We start from the raw sequence: 23,587 nt of genomic DNA, 5'->3' as shown, positions 1-23,587 counted from the left end.
TACTATGAAAATTGATTGGTCAAGATTTAAGAATTATGGTTTATGGGTTTCTATTTTAGCATTAATACCAATGATTTTAAGTGCTTTTGGAGTAAATGTAGTGCCAGAAGAATATCAAGTTATTACTAATACTATATTATCTATATTAGTTGCATTAGGAATAATAAGCAATCCAACTACTGAATCTAAATGGTATATAGATGATAATGATAAGAATAATACAAATAATATAGAAAATAAGTAAAGTTAAAATTCTGGGATATTACTATTTTGGGTAATATCCCTATATTATTATTTCAGAAAATATATTATCATTAAGTAAAATAAAAAAATAAAAGTGAGAGTAGTTATGAGAATTGGAGAATTTAGCAGAAAAAATAACATAAGTATTGAAACTGTAAGGCATTATATTGATTTAGAATTAATAATTCCATATAAAAAGGGTGGACAATATGATTTTGATGAAAATAGCCAAAGAAGTTTAAATAAAGTTTTAGAGTTAAAATCTTATGGATTTACATTAAATGAAATAAAGTCCATTCTAATTTATGAATCCCTTGGTAAATTTAAGTTAGAAGACAGTAATTTATTAAAGGATATTTTCAAGTTAAAGGAAAAAGAAATAAGTAAAAAAATTCAAGAGCTATTAAGAATGGAAGAAAAATTAAAATACAAAACAAAAGAAATAGCAGCGAAAGAAGAAAAGCGTACTATAAATATAGGTATTGATATTAATAGTTTAAAATACCTTTCATGTATTTATTGTGGAGGAAACTTATACTTAGAGGAAGGAAGCATTAAGAATAATAAAATAATAGATGGAAAATTAAAATGTAAATGTAAAAGGGAATATAATATAGAGTCTGGAATTTTAATTGTTGAAAATAATAAAGTTAGTAATGATAATAGCAATGAAAATATTATGGAGGATTACCTTAGAGAAACAGATATTAATCATATTTCAAGTTTAAAAAAAGGTTTGGATTGGGGACATTTTAGTTTAGAAAAAATAGATTTATATAACAAAGTATTATTAGAGATTGGAAGTGGTCTTGGCTTTGCCTTAAGAAATTTATATAATATGCTTGATAATAGTATTTATATAGCTATAGATAATGATATAAATAAACATATTTATTTAAAATCTTTGCTTGAAAATAGTAATTTAAATAATAATGTTATATTAATTTGTACAGATTTTAAGAAAATACCTATAAAAGAAGAAGTTATAGATATATTTTTAGATTGTAGTGGCAGTAGTAACTATTGGTTTGAAAATAATGATTTTTCTATAAGAGATATATTAAAATATTTAAAGAAAGATGCATATGTATTATTATCATATATTATATTTAAGAAAATTAGCCTAAATAATTTTATAAAGATAGAAAATAGAAAAAATTTTAACATAAAGTATGTAAAAGAGGAAATAAAGAAGAATAAGTTTAATACAATAGATGAACTATCTACAGATTGTTTAAATAAGCCAAGCCTTTATGAAAATTATTTTAAGGAAGGGGAAGAAGTTTATATTTATATGTATTTTGGTAAAAGGTAGGGTTAACCCTACCTTTTAAATATTTTTATTATAAATATACAGAAATTAAATATTGATATAGGGTTAAGACTAGATTCTATAATAATTTTAGAGGTGAGATAAATGAAAATTATTAAGAATAAAGAAAGTCAAAATTCTATATTATTTTATTTAGTTAGTTTAATATCAATATTTGGTACAGCTATATATACATTTGCAATGAGTTTATATGTGTTAAAGGTTACAGGATCTAGTTTAAGTTTTTCTTCAACTTTAATTTTAAGTATATTACCTATAGTTTTTTTGAATCCCTTTGTGGGTGTTATAGTAGATAAGTATAATAAGAAAAAACTAGTGATTCTAGCTAACATTTTAAATGGTATTTTCTTATTAGGAGTTTATATAATAAGTGCATTCAATGGAATAAGTATAGGAATTATTTACTTAAGTACCTTTGTAATAAGTAGTATTAATATAATATTTGATGTTAGTATAGATTCATCAATTCCTAATATAGTTTCAAAGGAAAAGATAGTAAGTATAAATGCGGGAAATAGAATAATTGATTCTATTTCATCTATATTAGGACCAGTGTTGGGAGGAATTGTATTTGTAATTTTTGATATAAAAACCTTTATATTATTTAATTCTATATCTTTTTTTATATCGTCTATTTTAGATTGGAAAATTGATTTTAATTTATTTAAAAGTAATTCTTCAGATAATGATAGAGTTATAAATAAGAATTATTTTATAGAAATAAAGGAAGGTTTTAAATATTTAATAAGCAAGAAAAGTATTAAAGATTTTATAATAATATTTATAATATATAACTTTTTCATTTCCTTTTCCATATCAATACCTATGCCAATTATTTTAAATAATATCTTTATGATGCCAGAAAAGAATTATGGATTTATCCAAAGTGGAGTACCAATAGGAATGATAATTGGAGCAATTATAATAAAGAAAATAATAAATAAGCTTAAGCTAAATAATTTATTATCATTAATTGGAACACTTATGGCAATAGAAATAATTCTATTAGCTATTCCTTTAATAGGTAAAATTAATAGCTATAATATTAATTATTTATCTGTATATTACTTCTTTATAATGATGTTTATTGGAATATGTATATCCTTAGTGGATATTCCATTTTCATATAGTATACAAACTGATATTGAAGAAGGATATAGAGGCAGAGTATTAAGTTTAACAATAAGTTTAGTAAAAACAGTAGTTCCTATATCATATTTAGCTTCAGGACTATTACTAGATAAGGTTAATCCGCTTATTATTGTATTATTTGGTGGAATAGCTATACTAATTGTTAGTGTATCATATTATAAATTTAAAATTGTAGAATAGGAGCTGTTTTAATTCAGCTCCTTTAACCATTTAAGCATATTAATTATGCTATCATCTTTAGGAATATTTACATCTCCAACATTCCCATGAGATTTATCATTTGGAATACCATGACAATCAGATCCACAAGAAATATATAAATTATTTTCCTTAGCTAATTTAATTAAATTTTTAGTATCAGCTTCAGTGTTTCTATAATAGATAGCTTCAATACCATCAAAGCCTAAGGCTATTAATTCATTAATAGGAGTTTTCTTAACTAATATAGGATGAGCCAAGAAAACTAAGGCATTAAAATCTTTTAAAAGTTTAATTCCATCCTTTGTAGATAATTTAGTTGATGGCACATAAGCTGGACAATCATTTCCTATAAAGTTTTTAAAAATATACTCATGATCATAGTTATAACCAGCATCTATTATAGCTTTTGCTATATGTGGCCTTGCTATAGTATCTTTACCATTAGCTAAAACTTTATTAATATCTAATTCTATATTATGTAAGTTTTTTAAGTTTTCAACTATCTTATAAGCTCTAGAAATTCTTTTCTCTTTAAGGTCAGCTAAAAGTTTATTTAATTCAGGATTTTTATAATCTTCTTTATTAAAAAAACCTAAAACATGAATTGACTCTCCATTATATTCTGTAGATAATTCAATTCCAGGAATAAAGTTTATATTAAGTTTTTTTGCTTCCAAAATTGCTTCATTTATACCAGTTAAGGTATCATGATCTGTTAGAGAAATATAATCAAGATTTCTTTTTTTAGCCATTTCAATTATTTCCTTAGGTTTAAATCGCCCATCAGAGCAAATTGAATGGGTATGCAAATCACACTTAAACATCCTATCTCCTTTCAAAATAATAAATTATTATGATATAATCTATACATTAAAATTATTTTAACACATATATATTATTTTTAACACAAAACCTGGAGGGAAAAATGCTTTTAATGATAGACAATTATGATTCATTTGTGTTTAATTTAGTAAGATATATTGAAGAATTAGGTGAAGAAGTAATAACATATAGAAATGATAAAATATCAATTGAAGAAATTAAGAATTTAGATATTGATGGAATAATTATTTCACCAGGGCCCAAATCTCCGAAGGAAGCTGGGATATCATTAGATATAATACATTATTTTAAGGGTATAAAGCCAATACTTGGAATATGCTTAGGACATCAATGTATAGGTCATTATTTTGGTAATAAAATTATAAAAGGAAAAGAGCCGGTTCATGGGAAAATAAGCTATATAAGTCATAAAGGAAAGGATTTATTTAAAGGGCTTAATAATCCATTAAGAGTAACTAGATATCATTCTCTTATAATTGACAGCAATAATCTTAATGAAGAAATAGAAGTAACTAGCTATACTGATGATGGTGTTATTATGGGGATAAGTCATAAAAATTATCCTATTTTTGGAGTGCAATTTCATCCAGAAGCTGAAATGACTGAAGATGGTCATAAGCTTTTAAAAAACTTTATTGATATAACTAAGAAGTTTAAGGAGGATAAGAATGATTAAAATTAGAGAAGTAGAAATAAATTTTAATCCTCTTGAAGTATATAATGTTTTTAAGGATGAAACAGATACTATATTATTAGATTCTTCAAAGGAAGATAAAACTTTGTCTAAGTTTTCTTTTATTGGTTTAAATCCATTTATGACTTTTGAGGCTAAGGGAAATACTTGTTTAATTGATGATGTGGAAGTGATAGGAGAACCTTTTGATGTTTTAGAAAAACTTATTGAAAAATATAAAATTTCAGAGGAAGTTTACAGTCATATTCCACTAATATCAGGGGCTATAGGATATATATCCTATGATGTATGTAGAATATTAGAGGAATTACCTAATAGTAGCATGGAGGATTTTAATATTAGTGATATAAAATTTATATTTTATAATAATATTATTATTTTTGATTTATATAATAATAAACAGTATATTACATCACTAAAGGGGATAGATGAAGAAATAGATTTAATTATAAATAAAATAAAAAGTACTGTTCATATAGAAGAATATAAAGTAGAAGAAACAAGAAAGAATTTTATTTCTAATTTTAATAAGTCAGAATATAAAACAGCTATAACTAAAATGAAAAACTATATAGTTAGTGGAGATATTTACATAGCAAATATGACTCAAAGATTTTATACAGATAGCGCTGAAGATTCTTTTGAAATATATAAGAAACTTAGAAGTATAAATAAAGCACCATTTTCTGCTTATATGAATTTTAATGATTTTCAAATAATTAGCTCTTCTCCTGAAAGATTTCTTGAAGTTAATAATAGAAAAGTTGTTACAAGACCAATTAAAGGTACAAGACCCAGAGGAAAAAATAAGGAAGAAGATAAGAAGAATAGCTTAGAGCTTTTAAATAGTGAAAAAGATAAAGCAGAATTACTAATGGTAGTGGATTTAGAAAGAAATGATTTAAGTAAAGTTTGTAAACCTCATTCTGTTAAAGTAACAGAACTTTTTAAACTTGAAACTTATGCTACAGTATTTCATTTAGTTTCAACAGTTGAAGGTGAGCTTAAGGATGAAGTATCTGCTATAAAATGCATTAAAGAATGTTTTCCAGGAGGTTCTATTACAGGAACTCCTAAAATTAGAGCTATGGAAATTATAGAAGAACTAGAAGCTTTGAAAAGAAATATATATACAGGATCTATTGGATACTTTGATTTTAGAGGAAATGCTGATTTTAATATTGCTATTAGAACCATAATAAAAAAAGATAATAAAGCCTATTTTGGAGTTGGTGGAGGCATTACATATGACTCTAATGAAGAAGATGAATATAATGAAACTTTAGACAAAGCAAAGGCTCTAATGAGGGTATTATAATGAGAACTATTGTTTTTAATGAAGAAAGGATTACTTTAGATAGTGGTTACTTCTTTGGAAGAGGAGTTTTTGAAACAATCTTAGTTAAAAGAAAACCTGTATTTTTAAAAGAACATATTGAAAGGTTAAATAAGGGAATTAGAGTTTTAGAGCTAGGTGATGAAATCTTATTAGAGGACATTTTAAATATAATAGATAAATATTCAATAAAAAATTGTGTGCTAAAAATAGCTGTATCAGAAAAAAATATAGTAATAGAAACACGTGATAATAAATATAAAACAGGAGATTATTTAAAGGGATTTTCTTTAAAGCTTTCTAATATAAATAGAAATTCAAAATCTAAATTAACCTATATAAAGTCCACTAATTACTTAGATAATATCCTTCAAAGAGAAGAGGCTTTAAAAAGGGGATATGATGAAGTTCTATTTTTGAATGAGAAAGGCTTTGTAGCTGAAGGAAGTGTATCAAATATATTTCTTATAAAAGAAAATAAAATATATACACCAAAAGTTGAAAGCGGATTACTTCCAGGAGTGGTTAGGAAGTTTATTATAGATGAATTTAATGTAATAGAAAAAGAGATTATTATAGAAGATTTATTTAATGCAGATGAAATATTTATAACAAATAGCTTGTTAGGTGTAATGGGAATTAGTAAACTAGAAGATAAGATTCTTTCGAAGAATAAAATAACAATAGGAATAAGAGAAAAGTATGAAGAAATAATCAGTAATTAGGAGGAACATAAATGATAGATAAGGAAAAGATACAAGAAGGTGTAAGGCTGATAATTGAAGGAATAGGAGAAAATCCAGATAGAGAAGGTCTATTAGAGACTCCTGATAGAATAGCAAGAATGTATGAAGAAATATTTTCTGGAATAGGTAAAACTGCTGAAGAAGATCTATCTAAGACCTTTACTGTTGAGGGAAGTGATTTAGTAATAGAAAAAGATATTACTTTTTATTCTATGTGTGAGCATCATTTAGTACCTTTCTATGGGAAAGTACATATAGCATATATACCAAATGGAAAAGTAGCAGGTTTATCAAAGCTAGCTAGATGTGTTGAAGTATATTCAAAAAAGCCACAGCTTCAAGAAAGACTTACAGCTGAAATAGCAGATGCATTGATGAAATATTTAGATGCAAAGGGAGTTATGGTAGTTATTGAAGGCGAACATATGTGTATGACTATGAGAGGGGTTAAGAAGCCAGGAGCAAAAACAGTAACTACAACTTATAGAGGATGCTTCTTAGAAGATTATAAATTAAAAAAAGAAGTTATAAGTTTTATTAAATAATCTAAGAATATAGAAGGTGATAATTTGGAAAATGTAAATATCATTTTAAAGCATCCCAAGTATAAGGCTTTATTAGAGGAACTTAATAATCTAGAAAAGGATAGGAAGTTTTGCAATCATACTTTAGAACATTTTTTAGATGTAGCAAGAATTGCATATATTATGGTTTTAGAAAAAAGGTTAGATTATAACAAAGAGGTAATTTATACCATTGCTCTTTTGCATGACATAGGAAGAGTTTTAGAGTATAATAATGGGGTAGATCACCATATAGCTAGTGCAAAAATAGCAGAAGAATTACTGCAATTCACATCTTTTAATGAAGAAGAAAAGACCTTAATAATAAAGTCTATAAAAGAGCACAGAAGAGAAAGTGAAGATGAATTATCTAAAATAATATACAAAAGTGATAAACTTTCAAGAAATTGCTTTAATTGTAAAGCCTATAAAGATTGTTATTGGAAGGAAGATAAAAAAAATAAAGACATAAAGCTATAGCAAAAGGGAGAGAAGTATGAAGATAGGTAATAAAATAATTAATTTTGAAGACAGAACATATGTTATGGGTATATTAAATGTAACACCAGACTCATTTTCTGATGGAGGAAATTATAATAATATTGAGGCAGCAGTTAAAAGAGCTAAAGAGATGGTTGAAGAAGGTGCTGATATTATTGACATAGGTGGAGAATCTACAAGACCTGGAGCAAGTTATGTATCAGAAGAGGAAGAAATACAAAGAGTTGTTCCAATAATAAAAGCTATAAAAAAAGAATTAGATGTTTTAATTTCTGTAGATACTTATAAAAGCAAAACAGCAGAAGAGGCAATTAAAGCTGGTGCTGATATAATTAATGATGTTTGGGGATTTAAAAAAGATAGTAATATGGCTAAAGTTGTAGCAAAATATGAGGTGCCTTGTATTTTAATGCATAATAGAGAAGATAAACCATATTCAAATTTAATGAAGAATATTTTAGAAGATTTAATAGATAGTATAAATATTGCATTAGATGCAGGAGTAAAGAGAGAAAATATTATATTAGATCCAGGCATAGGTTTTGCAAAAACTTATGAAGAAAACTTAGAGGTTATGAATAACCTACATAAGATAGTTAATATAGGTTTTCCAGTTTTACTAGCTACATCAAGAAAGTCAATGATAGGATTAACTTTAAATGTTCCAGTTGAGAATAGAGTAGAAGGAACTATTGCAACTACTGTAGTAGGAATAATGAAGGGTTGCAAAATTGTAAGAGTACATGATGTTCTTGAAAATAAAAGAGCTTGTGTAATGACTGATAAAATATTAAATAATAAGTAGAGGATTATCTATGGACAAACTATATTTAAAAGATGTAGAGATATTTGCAAATCATGGTGTATTTAAAGAAGAAAAAACTTTAGGTCAAAAGTTTATACTTACACTAGAGTTAGATTTAGATGTAAGAGAAGCTGCAAAAAATTGTGATTTAACTAAGTCCGTTCATTATGGAGAACTATGTCATAATATAGAAAAAGAATTTCAAAGAGAAAGTTATGATTTAATTGAGACAGCAGCTGAAAAAATAGCAGAATATGTTTTATATAATTATGATTTAGTACAAGGAGTTAAGGTACTACTTAAAAAGCCTTGGGCTCCAATTGGAAGACACTTAGATACTGCAGCAATAGAGATATATAGAAAATGGCATAAAGCTTATATTTCTATAGGAAGCAATATTGGAAATAAAGAAGAAAATATAAAAGATTCAATAGAGAGACTTAAGGAAAATAAGGAAATAAAGGTTACTAAAATAGCAAGTATAATTGAAACAGAGCCTTGGGGATATGAAGAACAAGATACTTTTAAAAATACAGCTATAGAAATAAAAACCTTCCTTAATCCAAAGGAACTTATGAAAACTTTATTAACTATAGAACAGGATATGAAACGTGAGAGAATAATTAAATGGGGTCCAAGAATAATAGACCTTGATATTATTTTCTTCGATGATTATGCTACTAGTGATGATTATGTAACCATACCTCATCCAAGAATGGAAGAGAGAGAATTCGTTTTGGAACCATTAAATGAAATAGCTCCAAATTACATACATCCATTAAACAAAAAAAGAGTGTTTAGGATGTTAGAAGAAATAAGAAATAAGTAAAATATAATAAAATAGGATATTGATAAATATTAAATTTATTTTCAATATCCTATTTTTAGCAATTTATAAAGAGATTACCATATGAATAAGGTTCATAATTCTGAATGAAATGAGGAATTATTACCTTCAGTGAGAAGGAGATAAATAGTATGTGCCGGCGACTTGGAGCGAATGCGAGGTCGCAAGGAATATATTATTTATATCCTATCCTTCAAAGCCACTAGCTACCTTTTTTATATATTCACAATACTTATAAAGATTATAATAATCAGGAATATCATCCATAGAAATTATATCTTCTTTATAAACTCCATCCCAAGGGTGGATAGAAATTAACTTATCATTAAAGGCATTAATAACATATTTAGAATTGGAAAATTCAATTATAATTTTGTAATCTGCAATTAACCCATCTTGTAATTGGGCATTATAATTATCTTTTTTTACAGAATCTATAAATTCTGGAATAATGCTATGCTCTTTTTTATCTACCTCATAATATTTATATAGATTTACATCAAATATTTTAATAGTATATTCTTCATTCTTATCTACCTTATCTTTAATTTCACTTGTATAATAATCAGCTTTAGGTTTAGAACTAGGTCTTATGTATTGTGATTCATTAAAAGTGCAACTTGTAAATAAATAAGTAAATATAATAACTAAAATAAAACTAAGTAATTTCTTCATAGAAACCTCCTAATGGATTAAGTTCTATATTAACATATTCTTATCTAAAAGACTTTAGAACATTTTATTATAAGGAGAATAAAATGAAATAACAATACTGTTATTTTGGTGGTAAAATGAAATACGGAATTGACATAAATAGTGAAAAAATTCTAAGTTTTATTTCTGAAAAATTAAAAGAAAGAGGACATTTCATTATAGATTTAACTGATTATAGTAATATAAATAATGGGAAGTCATTATTAAAAAAAGTAATAATTGCTAATGTTACTAATATAGAATTTTATTTAGTAATTAAATTTAAAAATGAAGTATCTTTTCCTATAATATTTTATGCTGATAATTCTTCTAAAATATTTGCAAATGAACTTATGGAAGTTTTAGAAGATAGCTTTGAAAATATAGCATGTAAAAATGGTAGACATCTTTATTTAATTAAGAATATAAATACATCTGTAGTTTATATTACTTTTTCAATAAAGGATAAGGAAATAGTAGAAAATTTATTAATTACAAATAAGTTAATTAATATATTAGAAAATATAAAAATCTAATTAAATTAAGTATTAAATATAGTTCTTAGTTGAATTATATTTAATAGCTTTGTAATAAAAAAGACTCCTTTATAGTAAGAATAAATGATAACAATAAATAGGAGATTTATATGAATATTATAGCAACTATAGGTCCTAAAACTATAGATAAATGGGTTATAAAGGAGCTTATAGAAAATGGAGTAGATATATTAAGATTAAATTGTGCTCATTTCAATAAAGATGAATTTGAAGAAGTGATAAACTATGTCAAAACCATAAGAAGTGAAATACATATACTTATTGATTTATCAGGGAAAAAGATAAGAATATCAAAGAATCTAAAATATATCTATAAAGTTTATAATAATCAAGAAGTGTACTTTTGTGGAGAAGATTATTATAATACTTTAAATAGTAAGGAATTAGAATATAAAAAATATATTCCTTTAAATTTAACTACAGAAAAGATAAAGATAAGTAATATAGAAAGTATATCTATTAAGGATAATACTATGAATTTCAATGTTTTAGATGTAAAAGATGGAATTGTAAAAGCTAAGGTAATGAAAGGAGGAATAATACGAGCTGGAAAAGGATGCAATGTTTCAAATATAAAGGATGATGGAAGAGCCATTAGCAAAAAGGATAAGGAGAATATTCTTTGGGCAATTAATAATGACTTAGATATTATTTGTCAATCCTTCGTAGAATCTAAGAAAGACATAGATGAAATAAAAAGATTTATAGGAGAAAATACAAAGGAAAAAAAATATGATATTTGGGCTAAGATAGAAACACCAAAAGGAGTAAATAATATTATAGATATTATTACAGCTGTGGATACTGTTGTATTAGGACGAGGAGATTTAGTTGCAGAAGCTGGAATGTTAGAGTCTGTAATTCTTCAAGAAAAAGCTATAAAAATTGTTAAAGAGAAAAATAAGAGAATTATTATTGGAACCCACATATTAAATAGTATGAAGAATGGAAATATAGCAACATTACCTGAAATTGAAAGTATTTATGAATTTATTAATAAAGGAGTAGATGGTTTTTTATTAGCAGGAGAAACCTCAATTGGAAAAGCTCCCATACAAACTATAAAATTCTTAAAATCAGTTATTGAATTTTATAAGAGAGAAATAAATTTTGAGTAGAGAAAAATTAATACTTTCAATTCTTTGGATAATACTTGGATTAATATTATTATTTTTATTATTTTATGCATATAATTTATTTATTACATTTTAGTAAAGAAAAAGAAATAAATTCTTAGTTATTTTGTAACGAAATTGCCACAAAGTAATTGTATTATATAAATATAGTTGTTAGTGCTTAACAATTAGTTATTTATCCCCTTAATGAAAAATGATATCTGAATTCAGATATCATTTTTCATTTTAATTATTTCTTATGAAAGCTTTCACAATTTGTTTCGCTATATAAATTAGCACCATAACCTGAAACATCTATAGATTCAAGAGAGCATAATTGATTTTCATTATACTTACAACTTTCAACATTACAAACTAAACAATCACAAGGACTACCTTCATTGTAAATATTATTTGTTAAAGTGCCATAGGTTTTGCTATCTAAAAATGAACTGCAACAAGTATTAGAATCTTTATTTGAATTTTTCCCTACAACATTTATTCTATTAGAGTAACAAACCATATCTTTGTTATGAGAACAGTTTACAGCATTACAATTTATTAATTGCATTGTATTCACTCCTTTACTCAAAGTATCTATTTAATAGACCTTTAAATGCACATCCATGTCTAGCTTCGTCTTTGCACATTTCATGTACTGTATCATGTATAGCATCTAAGTTAAGTTTTTTAGCTAAATCTGCAAGTTTCTTTTTACCATCACAGGCACCATATTCAGCTTCTACTCTTGCTTGTAGATTAGCTTTAGTGTCTGCCACTACAACTTCACCTAGTATTTCAGCAAACTTGGAAGCATGTTCAGCTTCTTCATATGCAATTCTCTTATAAGCTTCAGCAACTTCTGGATAGCCTTCGCGATCTGCCTGCCTTGACATTGCTAAATACATACCAACTTCAGTGCACTCAGCTGTGAAGTTAGATCTTAAAGACTCTAATACCTCAGAGTTAAGATCATTAAGGGTTCCAATTCTATGTTCATCAGCCCAATTCATTTCAGTTTCAATTTCTTTAAATTTATCTGAAGTAGCTTTACAAATAGGGCAGATATCAGGTGGTATATCACCATTATGGATATAACCGCAAATAGTACATACAAACTTTTTCATTAATTAACCTCCTTTTAGTAAATTTTACTAACAAGTAAAAGACATTAGTATTATTTACTAAAATAAACAAAAAAATACACCCAAAGTGCTACCAAAGGATGCAAAATTAATAATGAAATATGTAGAATAAAAGAAGAACTCCCTTAGGAGTTTCTAAAATAGATATTCTTTTAGCAATTTGTTTAAATTACATCAATAATTCTACATTTTATATTCTAATTTTTAATTTGGAGCTACTTAGCTAGCGAATTGTATGCATGTGTATTTATTAAAATAGTTCATATATATCTGACAACTCACTTAGAATTTTTTCATCATCCACATAATATTTATAGTTATTATCTGTATAAATCCCTATTTCATAAGCTTTTGGGAAAGTAATTATAAATTCACTTCCTTCTTTATAATTTTCATTAAAAGATATTTTACCTCCTTGTAGTTCAACTAAATTCTTTGTAATTGAAAGACCTATTCCACTACCTTCATTTCTTCTAGAAAAGGAGTTATCTATCTTATAAAATCTACTGAAAATTAAATCAGCATATTCTTCTGGAATTCCAATGCCAGTATCTTTTATTGAAATAGTAACTTTGTTATCATGGGCTTCAATAGTAACAATAATATTTCCGTTAGAATTATTAAATTTAATTGCGTTAGATAATAAATTTAAAATTATTCTTTCAAAGGCATAGGTATCTATTCTTAAATAAAGTTTTTCTACATTAGTATCAAAAGTAATATTTAAATTTTTAAATTTTGTATAAGGTATAATGGATAAAGTTAAATCTTCCACAAAAGGTACTATATCTACTAGTACTAAATCTAGCTTAGTCATACCTGAATCTATTTTAGTTATATCAATTAAATTATTAATTAATCTTAACATACGTAAACAATTTTGCTTAACGCTTTTTTCATACTTATTAAAGTATTCTTTTAGTGAGGTTTGATCTTTATCCTTTAAGGAACCCATAAGTTGAACTGAAGAATATATTATATTTACTGGTGTTTTAAGTTCATGACTAAGATTAGAAAAGAAATTGCTATTAACAGAATTAAAAACAATCTTTTTATTATATTCTTCAAAAAGCTTAATGTATAAATCATTATTATTAATTTTATTGTAATTGTCTAGAGTTTCTATGTAAGTTTTATAGTATTTTAAGGCTTCTTTATAATTTGAAATTTTTTCATAGTCATTAGATATTAATTTGTATAAATTAGTATTTTCTTTACTATGAGGTTTATTAGAAAATAATAAAGCCTTTTTATGATGAATTAAAGCTTTTTCATAGTTGCACAATGAAAAATATAAATTACCATAGGATATTTCTAGCCAATATTCAAAATCTATAAAAGCAAACTTAGAAAAATTACTTTTATATATATAGTTGGCATTATCTAAATAATAAAATAAATCAGATAATGATTTTTTACTAAAGGAAGTATTATTTTCTAAAATAGCATAATGTGTAACAATAAGGTTATATCTAGCAAGGTAAGTATCCATATAATAAGAGTCAATATTATATAAATTATTTTTATATTCATCTAATAACCCTTTGATTTCTTCAAAGTTAAAATTAATTTTGTATAATGAACTAAGAATTTTACAATATATATTTATTTTAAATATACTAGGTAAAATATTACTATTATTTTTTAAAATATTGTTTAAAATATCTATACCTTGAGATATTTTCCCTGTATCTATATAAGTACAACCTATATTATATTTTGCTAATAAATAAATATCATTTTCTTTGTTTGCTTTACACATAGATGAAGATTTATCAAATAAGTCCAGAGCTATAATAGGTAAATATAAATACTTTTGGTATATGTATCCAATATGAATCAAAGCTTGTGAAGAATATAATCCATCGTAAGAAGTTAAAATTTTTAAAGAATTATTAATGTTACTATAAAGTAATTCATCTGTTTTAAATATTTCAAGTTTGGTGAGAGACGTATTTATATGTAAAAATAATAATAATTCTTTTAAGTCAGTAGATTTTAAATAATTTATAGCTAATTGATAGTATTTAATATGTTGATCTATGTTCTTTACGTTTAAATAAGAAATAGATAATATAGTATATAAGTAAGGAGTTATAAAAGGATTACATTTTAAATCTAACTCACCACATAAAGATTCAAAAATATTATTTGATGAAAAAAAATCATTAGATTTATATATACATAAGCCTACTATAAACTTAATATATAATAACTCTTCAATTTCCAAATCTTCATTTATTAATCTATTTTCCATATTAGATTTAATGTCAGATAAATATGAACTTGTTACAAAAACCTCTGGTGAAAAAAATATATATTTAATTGTATTCTCATAAAATTCATTTTCATTTAATATTTCTTTATATACAGTCTGCATTTTGAAAACCTCCATAGAAGATCCAGAATATGATAATATATTACCATAAATAGAATAAATTGTATAATATTATTGATAAAATTTAAAATAAAAAATATTTTTAATTAACAAACTAAATAAAGCTTTAAAATATCTAATTAATATTAATAAAAAGTTATAATTTAAATAATCTTTATAGCATACATTATTTGTATCTTATTTTAATATCTGTTAAAATAAAGAGTATAATATTTATACATTAAATATGGAGGTTTATATGAGATTTATAAGAAAGATTATAGATTTAATTGCTAATAATTTTAAAATTAAGATTGGAATATGTATATTTCTTATATTAGCATTAATTATTGTAGTTGTATCAGGAACAATCTATTCTAAGAACTTAAATGATAAAAATTTAACCTTTAAAGTAACTAAGAATAAGGAAGTTCCAAAAGAAATAAATACAAATAAAGAAACAGAAGAAGATAAGGATAAGAAGAATAAATTAAATGAAATAAAATCTAAGATAAAAGAAATAGATGCAAATATTGATTTAAGTATTACTGAAAATAATATTGATAATGATTTAGCTTATTATGAAAAAATCTACAATGAATTATTGAAGAAAAAAGAAGAAGAAAAAGAAGATACATATAATGAAAGTGAAGAAGATAATAGTTATATTGAAGAAGAATATACTGAGACTGATATTCCACAAAATAACCCAGGAACTACTACTCCAGTAACAAATCCTCCAATAATAAATCCTCCAGTAGTACCACCAGTGACAACTACGCCAAAACCAGCTGCTCCAGTAGGTGATAATGGGGAAGGTATTAATCCACCAGCAAGTGGTAGTGAAGAAACCAAACCTCCTATAAGGCCACCTGTAGATGATCCTAAAGAAGAAGAGAAACCAAACCCAGAAGAAGGGGCTGACCAAGGAGAAAATTCACAACCAGTAATAAGTGATCCAACTAAACCTAATAATCCTTAATACTAATAATATCTTTTAGAATAAAGAAAAAGTCTTTAATAAGAAGTAATTAAACTTCTTATTAAAGACTTTTTTGGTGCCGGCAGAGGGAATCGAACCCTCACGGTAAAACCGCATGATTTTGAGTCATGTGCGTCTGCCAGTTCCGCCATGCCGACCTGCTGCAGAATTTATTATAACAAAATAAATTACAAATATCAAGAGTGAATAAATATATAATAAAAAAATGAGTTTTTAAGCTTTATAGATTGTTAAAGCTTTACTCATTTGGTATTATATAGTTAGGACAAATATGGCCATATGGGATTATATTTGTCCCGATTAATGTAGTCTATATTTTGGGGAGCTTTAAATATAATGACTGCCATAATCTATAATTAGGGAGGAGATATAATATGATGTATTCAAGAGAAGTGGAAGAAATGTGCGTTGTTGCTAAGGGACCAAATCATGGACCTGCACCAATTCCTGTTGAAGGAAGATGGGTACAAGCTAAAGAAGTGAAGGATATTTCAGGACTAACACACGGTGTTGGTTGGTGTGCACCACAACAAGGAGCTTGTAAACTAACTTTAAATGTAAAGGATGGAATAATAGAAGAGGCTTTAGTTGAAACAATTGGATGTTCAGGTATGACTCATTCAGCTGCTATGGCTTCAGAAATATTACCAGGAAAAACTATATTAGAAGCATTAAATACAGACTTAGTATGTGATGCTATTAATACAGCAATGAGAGAATTATTCCTTCAAATAGTTTATGGAAGAAGCCAAACTGCTTTTTCAGAAGGTGGACTACCTATAGGAGCTGGACTTGAAGATTTAGGAAAGGGGCTTAGATCACAAGTTGGTACTATGTATGGAACTGTTGCAAAGGGTACAAGATATTTAGAAATGGCAGAAGGATATGTAACTAAAATTGCTTTAGATGCTAACGATGAGATTATTGGATATAGATTTGTTCACTTAGGAAAAATGATGGAAATGGTTGCTAAGGGAATAGATGCTAATGAAGCTATGGAAAAAGCTACAGGACAATATGGTAGATTTGACGAAGCAGTTAAAGTTATTGATCCAAGACACGAATAATTCGAAGGGGGAAGATTATTATGCCATTATTTGAAAGCTATGAAAGAAGAATAAATCAAATCATTCCTGTACTAGAAAAGTATGGAATGAGTAAAATAGAAGATGCAAAAACTGTATGTGATGAAAAGGGTATAGATGTTTATGAAATAGTAAAATCCACTCAACCAATTGCATTTGAAAATGCTATGTGGGCTTATACTTTAGGTGCTGCTATAGCAATTAAAAAGGGATGTAAAAAGGCCGCAGATGCTGCTGAAGCTATAGGAGAAGGCTTACAAGCGTTTTGTATTCCAGGTTCAGTTGCAGATGATAGAAAAGTTGGATTAGGACATGGTAACTTAGGAGCTATGCTTTTAAGAGAAGAAACTAAATGTTTTGCATTTTTAGCTGGACATGAAAGCTTTGCAGCAGCAGAAGGTGCTATAAAAATTGCAGAAAAAGCTAATAAAGTAAGAAAAGAACCATTAAGAGTTATATTAAATGGTTTAGGAAAAGATGCTGCATTTATTATATCAAGAATAAATGGATTTACTTATGTTGAAACAAAGTTTGATTTTTACACAAGTAAATTAGAAATAGTTAGAGAAATTCCATATTCAAATGGACCAAGAGCTAAGGTTAAGTGCTATGGTGCAAATGATGTTAGAGAAGGTGTTGCTATAATGCATCATGAAGGAGTTGATGTATCAATAACTGGTAACTCAACTAACCCAACAAGATTCCAACATCCAGTTGCAGGAACATATAAAAAAGAATGTATTGATGAAGGAAAGAAGTATTTCTCAGTAGCATCAGGTGGTGGTACTGGAAGAACTCTTCACCCAGATAATATGGCTGCAGGCCCAGCTTCATATGGTATGACAGATACCATGGGAAGAATGCATTCAGATGCACAATTTGCAGGTTCTTCTTCAGTTCCAGCTCACGTAGAAATGATGGGACTTATAGGAATGGGTAACAATCCAATGGTAGGTGCTACTGTTGCAGTTGCTGTTGCTGTAGAAGAAGCAATGAAATAAAGTAAAATCAATAAGTTTGTATGTTTAAATTATCTTTATAAATAATTTGACATAAGCAAAAAAGTATCTTAAAATTCATTTTTGTCAACGTATTGTCAACGAAAAATTATATGCGTTGACATCATGTTGATAGAGGACAAGAGAGTGGCTATTTTATTAGTTGCTCTTTTTCATTTAATATATCTATAGTCTTTCTTCTCATATCATCTGTTACATGTGTATAGACTTGTAATGTCATATCTAAGTTTTTATGACCTAATCTTTCTTGAACAGCCTTTATGTTTGCACCTGAACTTAAAAGCATAGTTGTATGAGTATGCCTTAAAGAATGATAATCTAATTCTTTATATCCTAGTTTATAATGAATGATTCTAAAACAGTGCTGCATAACTCTAGGCTGTATATATGTGCCATTTTCTCTTATATTAATTAAGTTTATTTCATTACCTTCTGTTTCATTTATCTGATTTTTATTATTGACTTTTATTTTTGTATAGCTTTCACCATAATATATTCTATCTTTTATTTGCTGTTTTTTATATTGCTTTAGAATATTAACTGTGAAGTCATCTAAATCTATAATTCTATCACTGTTATATTTCGTATCAGTAAAGTACCAATGGTTATCTTGCCATTGTACTTGTTTATTAATACTTAATTGTTTGTCATTCAAATTTATATCATCCCAAGTAATAGCAAAAGTTTCACCTAATCTTAAGCCACACCTATAAGCGAGTTGTAAAGGTAAATAACAAGTATGACTATAAGGAAAACGCTCAATTATTTTAGCAAACTGTTCCTCAGATATTATATATTTTTCTTTTTTTCTAGTAGGTGTCTTAGGAATAGCTCGTTGAAGTGGTAACCTTACTGCAGACATAGGGCTAAATCTTATATATCCAAGAGGTTCAACAGCATAGTTTAATGATCCACTTAGTATTCCTTTTAATACTAATAAGGTATTTCGACTAAAGCCATCATTGAATTTTTCATTTATAAAGGTTTGTAAAATCGCTGGTGTCAAGGTTTTTAATTTATAAATACCAAGTTTAGGTTTTATATATAATTTTATTTTCTTCATATAGTTATTTACTGTAGTTTCCTTCAAATTTACTTCTGCATATTCTTTTATCCAGAAGTCCAAATAATCAGCAAAAGAAATTTCAGACGGTGTAAAGGATAGACCACAATTATTGTATTCAGCAAGAGCTTTAGTCCCAGCTTCTAAAGCTTCTTTTTTTGTTCTAAATCCACTTTTGGTTATTTGTTTACGCTTACTATCTATTGTTGCAGCTTCAAATTGATATTGCCATTTGTCACCACGTTTTCTGACATTCACAGATGCCATAAAATCATCTCCTTTATTTATAATTAAAAAATTTTTCCTATATAGACATTGGGAGAGAAGTAAATAATATAGTTATCTATTTTATGAATTGTTCCATATTTACTTTCATAATACTCTAGAGCTTCATTTAAGTATGCAACAGTAACATTTAAATATTCAGCTATTTCATACCTATTTAAGCAACCATACTCAAATGCATTTATAAGACCAATAAGTCCAATATTTTTGTTATATCCCCATCTTCTAGCTACTAGTTCTTGTTTTCTATTGTTAATGTCTTTTTGATTTGTAATATCTCCAACTGTTTTATGATAGTGTCCTAACTCTTCAGCTAAGACACAAGTTTTTTCATAATTTGATAAATCTTTGTGGATAGCTATTCTATTTCCGTTACAATGACCATCACGTGTTTTTAAGTCTAGTTCTTTAACAATTATTCCGAATTCATCAGCTTCTATTAATAATTCATCATAAGTCAATCCCATCACCCTTTGTATATTTATTTCCACAAATCATCATCATTCATTATATCGTTATCATGTTTATAATCTTCTTCAGTAAATTCCCCATCTTTATCATGTGATGCTATAGGCATAAGATGTTCTTTACCTGGTTCTTCCCATATTTGTTTTTCTCTTTTTGGAAGGTTAACAACATTATTATTATCAACATATCTACTTAAGCAAGTGAGCTCTTCAACCCTTTTAATAGCTTCTTTTTTTCCTATATCATTTAGACTATTAAAACTTTTTAATAAAATGACTTCTTCACTAGAAATATTAGATTTTTCAATATTAAATTGTTTATCTTTAGGTACATCATAACCCATTAACCATGTTTCATTTATATCTAGTGCCATACCTAACATTGATAGTTTTTCTTGCCCTGGTTTTACTTTCCCAGATAAGTATTGGCTTATATCAGATTTATTAATTTTTACTTTGTATTTCTCACAGTAAGGTTTAACCATTTCTAATAAATCTACTTGTCTTAAATTTCTTTCCTGCATAATTTGTTTTAATCTAACAGAAGTATTTTGAATATTCATGATATCATTCCTTTCAATAAATATAATACACTATTTTGAACTTAAGTTCAAGAAGTGAAACAAAAAAGTTAAAAATATTGAATTTTTGTATTGACGAGCAAAAAACGACATGATATGATAATGTTGTTCAATAAATTGAACTAAATTTACAGGAGGTGATTATATGGCTTTTAATTATAATAAGTTAAGAGGAAGAATAATTGAAAAATTTGGGACTCAAAGGAGTTTCGCCAAAAAATTAGGGATTTCGGAAAGAACAATATCACTAAAGTTAAATAATAAAATATTTTTTTCTCAAGATGAAATAACTTCAATTTCTGAACTTCTAAAAATAGAATCAAATGAAATACAAGTTTATTTTTTTGAAAAAGAAGTTCAATAGATTGAACTGAATATTAAGAAGGGAGTTATAGTTATGGAAGAAATGCTTTATACAGTTAAAGAAACTGCAAAGATATTAAAAACGAATACTGATTATGTATATGCCTTAATTAAGAAAGGTAAGCTAAGATGCTTGAAGTTAGGGAGCTTTAAGATTAGAAAATCAACATTAGAGGATTTTTTATTGAAATACGAAGGGTATGATTTATCTGAGTTAGACAATATTGTTCCTTTAGAAACTAAATAGAATAAGAATTAAGGAGGACAAGCTATATGAATAAAATAATGATGTTTGAAAATAGACCAGTAGAAGTATTTGAACTTAATGGAAATGTATTATTTAATCCATATCATTGTGGAGAGTGCTTAGATATTTCTCCAGAAGGAGTTAGAAAAGCAATTACTAGAATGAATAGTAATCAAGTTGTTAAATTGAAAAATTCGGATGTGACAGATAGCAACATCCGAAAATTAAATAATGCTGGAGAGAACTTTCTAACTGAAAGTGGAGTTTATAAATTAATCTTCAAGTCTAAGAAGAAGGAAGCTGAAAAATTTCAAGATTGGGTAACTGATAAAGTGCTACCACAGATAAGAAAGACAGGGGGATATATTCCTATAGATCAAGAAGAAAGTGAACAAGATATTTTAGCTAAGGCTTTATTGATAGCTCAAAATACATTGCAAAAGAAAAATGAATTATTAAAAGCAAAGGATAAAGAGCTTGAAAGTAAGAACAAGTTTTTAAATCAGATTGCAGCAAGTGAAAATAGTTTATTAGTTAGGGAAGTAGCAAAAGTAGCTAGTAAAGAAAATATAAAAATAGGTGAGAGAAAACTTTGGGAGAAACTAAGGTCCTGGGGACTTATATTTAAAAATTCTACAGAGCCAATGCAAAGAGGGATAGAGCAAGGATTATTTGAAGTTGTTGAAGGTACTAGAGAAAGTTCTAAAGGATTATTTACTTATCATACAACAAGGGTTACTGGAAAAGGACAAGCTTATATCATAGATAGATTATTAAAGGAGGGTATATAGATGAAAAGAGAAGAAGTAATAAATCAATTAAAAGACCTTATAGAAGATAGAAAAAGCTTTATGGTTGGAGATTACGACAAAGATGTACAAGCTTTAGAGTATGCAATTAAAGAATTAACTGCTCCAGAAGTACCAGTTCAAGAGCAGTTAATTAAATTTGATATAGAAGGTAATTTAAAGATTGACTCAAAGGAAATTGCTAAAGTTGTTATTAATGAATTAAGAAAACAACAAAAGCAGTCTAATATAACTATTACACCAGTTTAATTAGTAGGAGGTAGTAAATGGATTTAATTGCATTATTAATAAGCCTAATAGCTTTGATAGCCAGTATCATAGTTTTAATAATGACTAAAGAGAAATATTAAAAGTTTTTTTATAATATTTGAACTTTTTTCTATAGCCAGCTTCTTTATTAGATTTTATTGAAGATATGGCTACTTTAAAAGAAACTAAGACTGTAGTTGTAGTTTCAGCAGGATAAAAAGGAATATCTAATCTAGTGAAACTATTTGATTTAAAAATACCATAATTGGAATATGGAATGTTTACTTTAGCCATAACATTATCACTACCATAAAAGATTTTTTCATTAGTTAGATTTGTTAATTCTAATACTGCATTGGATAGAAAGAAAATTGATTTCATGCTATCTAAATCAACAACACGTAAATCAAAGAATGCAATATCTTTGGTTGAAGGATTAACCACTTTGATAAAACATACTTTACCATTGCCAAAATTAAGGCTTGGATCTTGATTTTGATATTCTAAATAGTTTGTATAAATGTTATCTATTTTATCGAGATCTTCTTCAATGACGACATCAAGATGTTTTCTATTTATATAAAGGTTAAACAAAGTTATAGATAAAGATGATATCGATATGAGTATTGAAAGAATAGAAAAAAAATTATTTTTTATAAAATAAATCATTTAAAGCAGCCCCTTTCTAAATATATATTAACATATTTTAGGGGAATATATCATAAAAAGGAGAAAATGTGTATGTTATTTAAATACTTAACAGAACTTAAAAACAGTTTATCAGCTAAAGAGTTTTCAGCTTTTATGAATGATGTAACAAATGATATTAAAGCAAATAGAGTTGCTTTTAATAAAAGGACAAGCTCTAAAGAGTTTATAAATATATGTGAAATACTAAAAATAACATTAGGGAGGTGTGAAGATGGAAAAGTTATTACTTCTAAATAGTAACTCTATAAGAGCAGGAAGGAGGAAAGGGGATTGGGTAAGCTTATGCAGGAGTTTCTTGAAAAAGATAAGGCTTTAGAACTAGCAAGAGAAGTTGAAAAAGTAAAAGAAGATATGACCAAGCAATTAAATGTTAATGCAGTTACAAGACTAGTAGTAGAGCAATATAAAAAAGCTCATTACTCCACCGACCAAAGTAAGAGTTATGAGCACTTAAAAACATTCAATGACATTATACCACCAGGAACAGATATAGACAATGACCAAGTTTATATAGAAGAAACTGGTGAAGTATTCAAGGATTTAATTTAGGAGGG

General features: G+C 26.6%; 30 protein-coding genes and 1 tRNA gene. 21 read left to right on the top strand and 10 right to left on the bottom strand.

The features are described 5' to 3' along the window. Positions 1–4 precede the first annotated feature (4 nt). The 3 genes from ACFYH6_RS11990 to ACFYH6_RS11980 all read left to right on the top strand — a co-directional run bounded on the left by ACFYH6_RS11990 (position 5) and on the right by ACFYH6_RS11980 (position 2,908). The gene (locus ACFYH6_RS11990) at positions 5–244 is read left to right on the top strand and encodes a phage holin (protein ID WP_316345254.1); all 240 of its coding nucleotides are present in this window, start codon (positions 5–7) and stop codon (positions 242–244) included. A 105-nt stretch (positions 245–349) separates the two neighbouring features. Next, positions 350–1,558: a MerR family transcriptional regulator gene (locus ACFYH6_RS11985; RefSeq protein ID WP_416178684.1), complete on the top strand. Its 1,209-nt coding sequence runs from the start codon at positions 350–352 to the stop codon at positions 1,556–1,558. Positions 1,559–1,660: 102 nt separating this feature from the next. Continuing rightward, a complete protein-coding gene (locus ACFYH6_RS11980; RefSeq protein ID WP_416178683.1) occupies positions 1,661–2,908 on the top strand; it encodes an MFS transporter in 1,248 nt (415 codons plus the stop codon). A gap of 8 nt (positions 2,909–2,916) precedes the next feature. Here ACFYH6_RS11980 and ACFYH6_RS11975 read toward each other — a convergent pair whose 3' ends face one another. Next, the gene (locus ACFYH6_RS11975) at positions 2,917–3,753 is read right to left on the bottom strand and encodes a PHP domain-containing protein (protein ID WP_316345537.1); all 837 of its coding nucleotides are present in this window, start codon (positions 3,751–3,753) and stop codon (positions 2,917–2,919) included. Positions 3,754–3,854: 101 nt separating this feature from the next. On the opposite strand from ACFYH6_RS11975, the gene ACFYH6_RS11970 reads away from it, so the two are divergent. From ACFYH6_RS11970 to folK, 7 genes are read left to right on the top strand one after another with little or no spacing between them, the layout of a single operon-like run. After that, entirely contained in the window at positions 3,855–4,448 is a 594-nt protein-coding gene (locus ACFYH6_RS11970) for an aminodeoxychorismate/anthranilate synthase component II (RefSeq protein ID WP_316345538.1), read from the top strand. Beyond that, positions 4,441–5,784 (top strand): aminodeoxychorismate synthase component I, encoded by a 1,344-nt coding sequence (pabB, locus tag ACFYH6_RS11965; RefSeq protein WP_416178682.1) that lies wholly within the window; start codon positions 4,441–4,443, stop codon positions 5,782–5,784. The genes ACFYH6_RS11970 and pabB overlap by 8 nt, the downstream gene beginning before the upstream one ends. Next, entirely contained in the window at positions 5,784–6,527 is a 744-nt protein-coding gene (locus ACFYH6_RS11960; RefSeq protein WP_416178681.1) for an aminotransferase class IV, read from the top strand. The genes pabB and ACFYH6_RS11960 overlap by 1 nt, the downstream gene beginning before the upstream one ends. 11 nt (positions 6,528–6,538) lie before the next feature. Further along, entirely contained in the window at positions 6,539–7,093 is a 555-nt protein-coding gene (gene folE / locus ACFYH6_RS11955) for a GTP cyclohydrolase I FolE (RefSeq protein ID WP_316344743.1), read from the top strand. Between the two features lie 24 nt (positions 7,094–7,117). After that, positions 7,118–7,591 (top strand): HD domain-containing protein, encoded by a 474-nt coding sequence (locus tag ACFYH6_RS11950; RefSeq protein ID WP_416178680.1) that lies wholly within the window; start codon positions 7,118–7,120, stop codon positions 7,589–7,591. Between the two features lie 16 nt (positions 7,592–7,607). Continuing rightward, positions 7,608–8,417 carry a dihydropteroate synthase gene (gene folP, locus ACFYH6_RS11945; RefSeq protein ID WP_316344747.1) on the top strand — a complete coding sequence of 270 codons (810 nt, stop codon included), beginning with the start codon at positions 7,608–7,610 and terminating at the stop codon, positions 8,415–8,417. Positions 8,418–8,427: 10 nt separating this feature from the next. Then, positions 8,428–9,246, top strand: coding sequence for a 2-amino-4-hydroxy-6-hydroxymethyldihydropteridine diphosphokinase (gene folK / locus ACFYH6_RS11940; protein WP_316344748.1), 819 nt, complete (start codon positions 8,428–8,430; stop codon positions 9,244–9,246). Positions 9,247–9,450: 204 nt separating this feature from the next. On the opposite strand, the gene ACFYH6_RS11935 is transcribed toward folK, so the two are convergent. Then, positions 9,451–9,939, bottom strand: coding sequence for a DUF4883 family protein (locus ACFYH6_RS11935; RefSeq protein ID WP_416178679.1), 489 nt, complete (start codon positions 9,937–9,939; stop codon positions 9,451–9,453). A gap of 116 nt (positions 9,940–10,055) precedes the next feature. Here ACFYH6_RS11935 and ACFYH6_RS11930 point away from each other — a divergent pair, with 116 nt between their 5' ends. After that, positions 10,056–10,493, top strand: a complete 438-nt coding sequence (locus ACFYH6_RS11930) for a hypothetical protein (protein WP_416178678.1) — start codon at positions 10,056–10,058, stop codon at positions 10,491–10,493. Positions 10,494–10,603: 110 nt separating this feature from the next. Next, the gene (locus tag ACFYH6_RS11925; RefSeq protein WP_416178677.1) at positions 10,604–11,632 is read left to right on the top strand and encodes a pyruvate kinase; all 1,029 of its coding nucleotides are present in this window, start codon (positions 10,604–10,606) and stop codon (positions 11,630–11,632) included. A gap of 247 nt (positions 11,633–11,879) precedes the next feature. Here ACFYH6_RS11925 and ACFYH6_RS11920 read toward each other — a convergent pair whose 3' ends face one another. The 3 genes from ACFYH6_RS11920 to ACFYH6_RS11910 form a co-directional block, all read right to left on the bottom strand. Beyond that, positions 11,880–12,200: a DUF1540 domain-containing protein gene (locus ACFYH6_RS11920; RefSeq protein ID WP_416178676.1), complete on the bottom strand. Its 321-nt coding sequence runs from the start codon at positions 12,198–12,200 to the stop codon at positions 11,880–11,882. 13 nt (positions 12,201–12,213) lie between these two features. After that, a complete protein-coding gene (locus ACFYH6_RS11915; protein WP_416178675.1) occupies positions 12,214–12,756 on the bottom strand; it encodes an NADH peroxidase in 543 nt (180 codons plus the stop codon). Positions 12,757–13,024: 268 nt separating this feature from the next. Next, on the bottom strand, positions 13,025–15,154 hold the full coding sequence (locus ACFYH6_RS11910; RefSeq protein ID WP_416178674.1) for an ATP-binding protein: 2,130 nt from the start codon (positions 15,152–15,154) through the stop codon (positions 13,025–13,027). 256 nt (positions 15,155–15,410) lie between these two features. Here ACFYH6_RS11910 and ACFYH6_RS11905 point away from each other — a divergent pair, with 256 nt between their 5' ends. Beyond that, complete coding sequence (locus tag ACFYH6_RS11905) at positions 15,411–16,133, top strand: hypothetical protein (protein WP_416178673.1); 723 nt, start codon at positions 15,411–15,413, stop codon at positions 16,131–16,133. A 74-nt stretch (positions 16,134–16,207) separates the two neighbouring features. Here the strand turns inward: ACFYH6_RS11905 and ACFYH6_RS11900 are convergent. After that, positions 16,208–16,291, bottom strand: a tRNA-Leu gene (locus tag ACFYH6_RS11900). Positions 16,292–16,528: 237 nt separating this feature from the next. Between ACFYH6_RS11900 and ACFYH6_RS11895 the strand changes: the two genes are divergently transcribed. Beyond that, entirely contained in the window at positions 16,529–17,221 is a 693-nt protein-coding gene (locus tag ACFYH6_RS11895) for a hypothetical protein (RefSeq protein ID WP_316345501.1), read from the top strand. Between the two features lie 20 nt (positions 17,222–17,241). After that, positions 17,242–18,240: a GGGtGRT protein gene (locus ACFYH6_RS11890; RefSeq protein WP_316345502.1), complete on the top strand. Its 999-nt coding sequence runs from the start codon at positions 17,242–17,244 to the stop codon at positions 18,238–18,240. 148 nt (positions 18,241–18,388) lie between these two features. Here ACFYH6_RS11890 and ACFYH6_RS11885 read toward each other — a convergent pair whose 3' ends face one another. Genes ACFYH6_RS11885 through ACFYH6_RS11875 form a run of 3 tightly spaced genes read right to left on the bottom strand, consistent with a single transcriptional unit; the run spans position 18,389 to position 20,636 of the window. Beyond that, positions 18,389–19,588 (bottom strand): tyrosine-type recombinase/integrase, encoded by a 1,200-nt coding sequence (locus ACFYH6_RS11885; protein WP_416178672.1) that lies wholly within the window; start codon positions 19,586–19,588, stop codon positions 18,389–18,391. Between the two features lie 23 nt (positions 19,589–19,611). Continuing rightward, positions 19,612–20,067: an ImmA/IrrE family metallo-endopeptidase gene (locus ACFYH6_RS11880; protein WP_316343927.1), complete on the bottom strand. Its 456-nt coding sequence runs from the start codon at positions 20,065–20,067 to the stop codon at positions 19,612–19,614. Positions 20,068–20,087: 20 nt separating this feature from the next. Further along, positions 20,088–20,636, bottom strand: coding sequence for an XRE family transcriptional regulator (locus ACFYH6_RS11875; protein ID WP_416178671.1), 549 nt, complete (start codon positions 20,634–20,636; stop codon positions 20,088–20,090). A 163-nt stretch (positions 20,637–20,799) separates the two neighbouring features. On the opposite strand from ACFYH6_RS11875, the gene ACFYH6_RS11870 reads away from it, so the two are divergent. The 4 genes from ACFYH6_RS11870 to ACFYH6_RS11855 are packed head-to-tail and all read left to right on the top strand — an operon-like array spanning position 20,800 to position 22,322. Beyond that, positions 20,800–21,018, top strand: a complete 219-nt coding sequence (locus ACFYH6_RS11870; RefSeq protein ID WP_416178670.1) for a DUF739 family protein — start codon at positions 20,800–20,802, stop codon at positions 21,016–21,018. A gap of 33 nt (positions 21,019–21,051) precedes the next feature. Then, positions 21,052–21,264 (top strand): helix-turn-helix domain-containing protein, encoded by a 213-nt coding sequence (locus ACFYH6_RS11865; protein ID WP_316343923.1) that lies wholly within the window; start codon positions 21,052–21,054, stop codon positions 21,262–21,264. Between the two features lie 26 nt (positions 21,265–21,290). Further along, positions 21,291–22,055 (top strand): phage antirepressor KilAC domain-containing protein, encoded by a 765-nt coding sequence (locus tag ACFYH6_RS11860; RefSeq protein ID WP_316343922.1) that lies wholly within the window; start codon positions 21,291–21,293, stop codon positions 22,053–22,055. After that, entirely contained in the window at positions 22,056–22,322 is a 267-nt protein-coding gene (locus ACFYH6_RS11855; RefSeq protein ID WP_316343921.1) for a hypothetical protein, read from the top strand. Positions 22,323–22,406: 84 nt separating this feature from the next. Here the strand turns inward: ACFYH6_RS11855 and ACFYH6_RS11850 are convergent, their stop codons facing one another. Then, positions 22,407–22,991 (bottom strand): hypothetical protein, encoded by a 585-nt coding sequence (locus ACFYH6_RS11850; protein ID WP_416178669.1) that lies wholly within the window; start codon positions 22,989–22,991, stop codon positions 22,407–22,409. Between the two features lie 72 nt (positions 22,992–23,063). Between ACFYH6_RS11850 and ACFYH6_RS11845 the strand changes: the two genes are divergently transcribed. Beyond that, on the top strand, positions 23,064–23,270 hold the full coding sequence (locus ACFYH6_RS11845) for a hypothetical protein (RefSeq protein ID WP_316343919.1): 207 nt from the start codon (positions 23,064–23,066) through the stop codon (positions 23,268–23,270). A gap of 33 nt (positions 23,271–23,303) precedes the next feature. After that, positions 23,304–23,582, top strand: a complete 279-nt coding sequence (locus tag ACFYH6_RS11840; RefSeq protein ID WP_416178668.1) for a hypothetical protein — start codon at positions 23,304–23,306, stop codon at positions 23,580–23,582. Positions 23,583–23,587: the final 5 nt, after the last annotated feature.

Source organism: Clostridium sp. HCS.1, from assembly GCF_047900555.1.
In the GTDB taxonomy this organism is placed as follows: Bacteria; Bacillota; Clostridia; order Clostridiales; family Clostridiaceae; genus Clostridium.
Note: the sequence above shows the minus strand (reverse complement) of the source record. Positions and strands in the feature narration are given on the sequence as shown.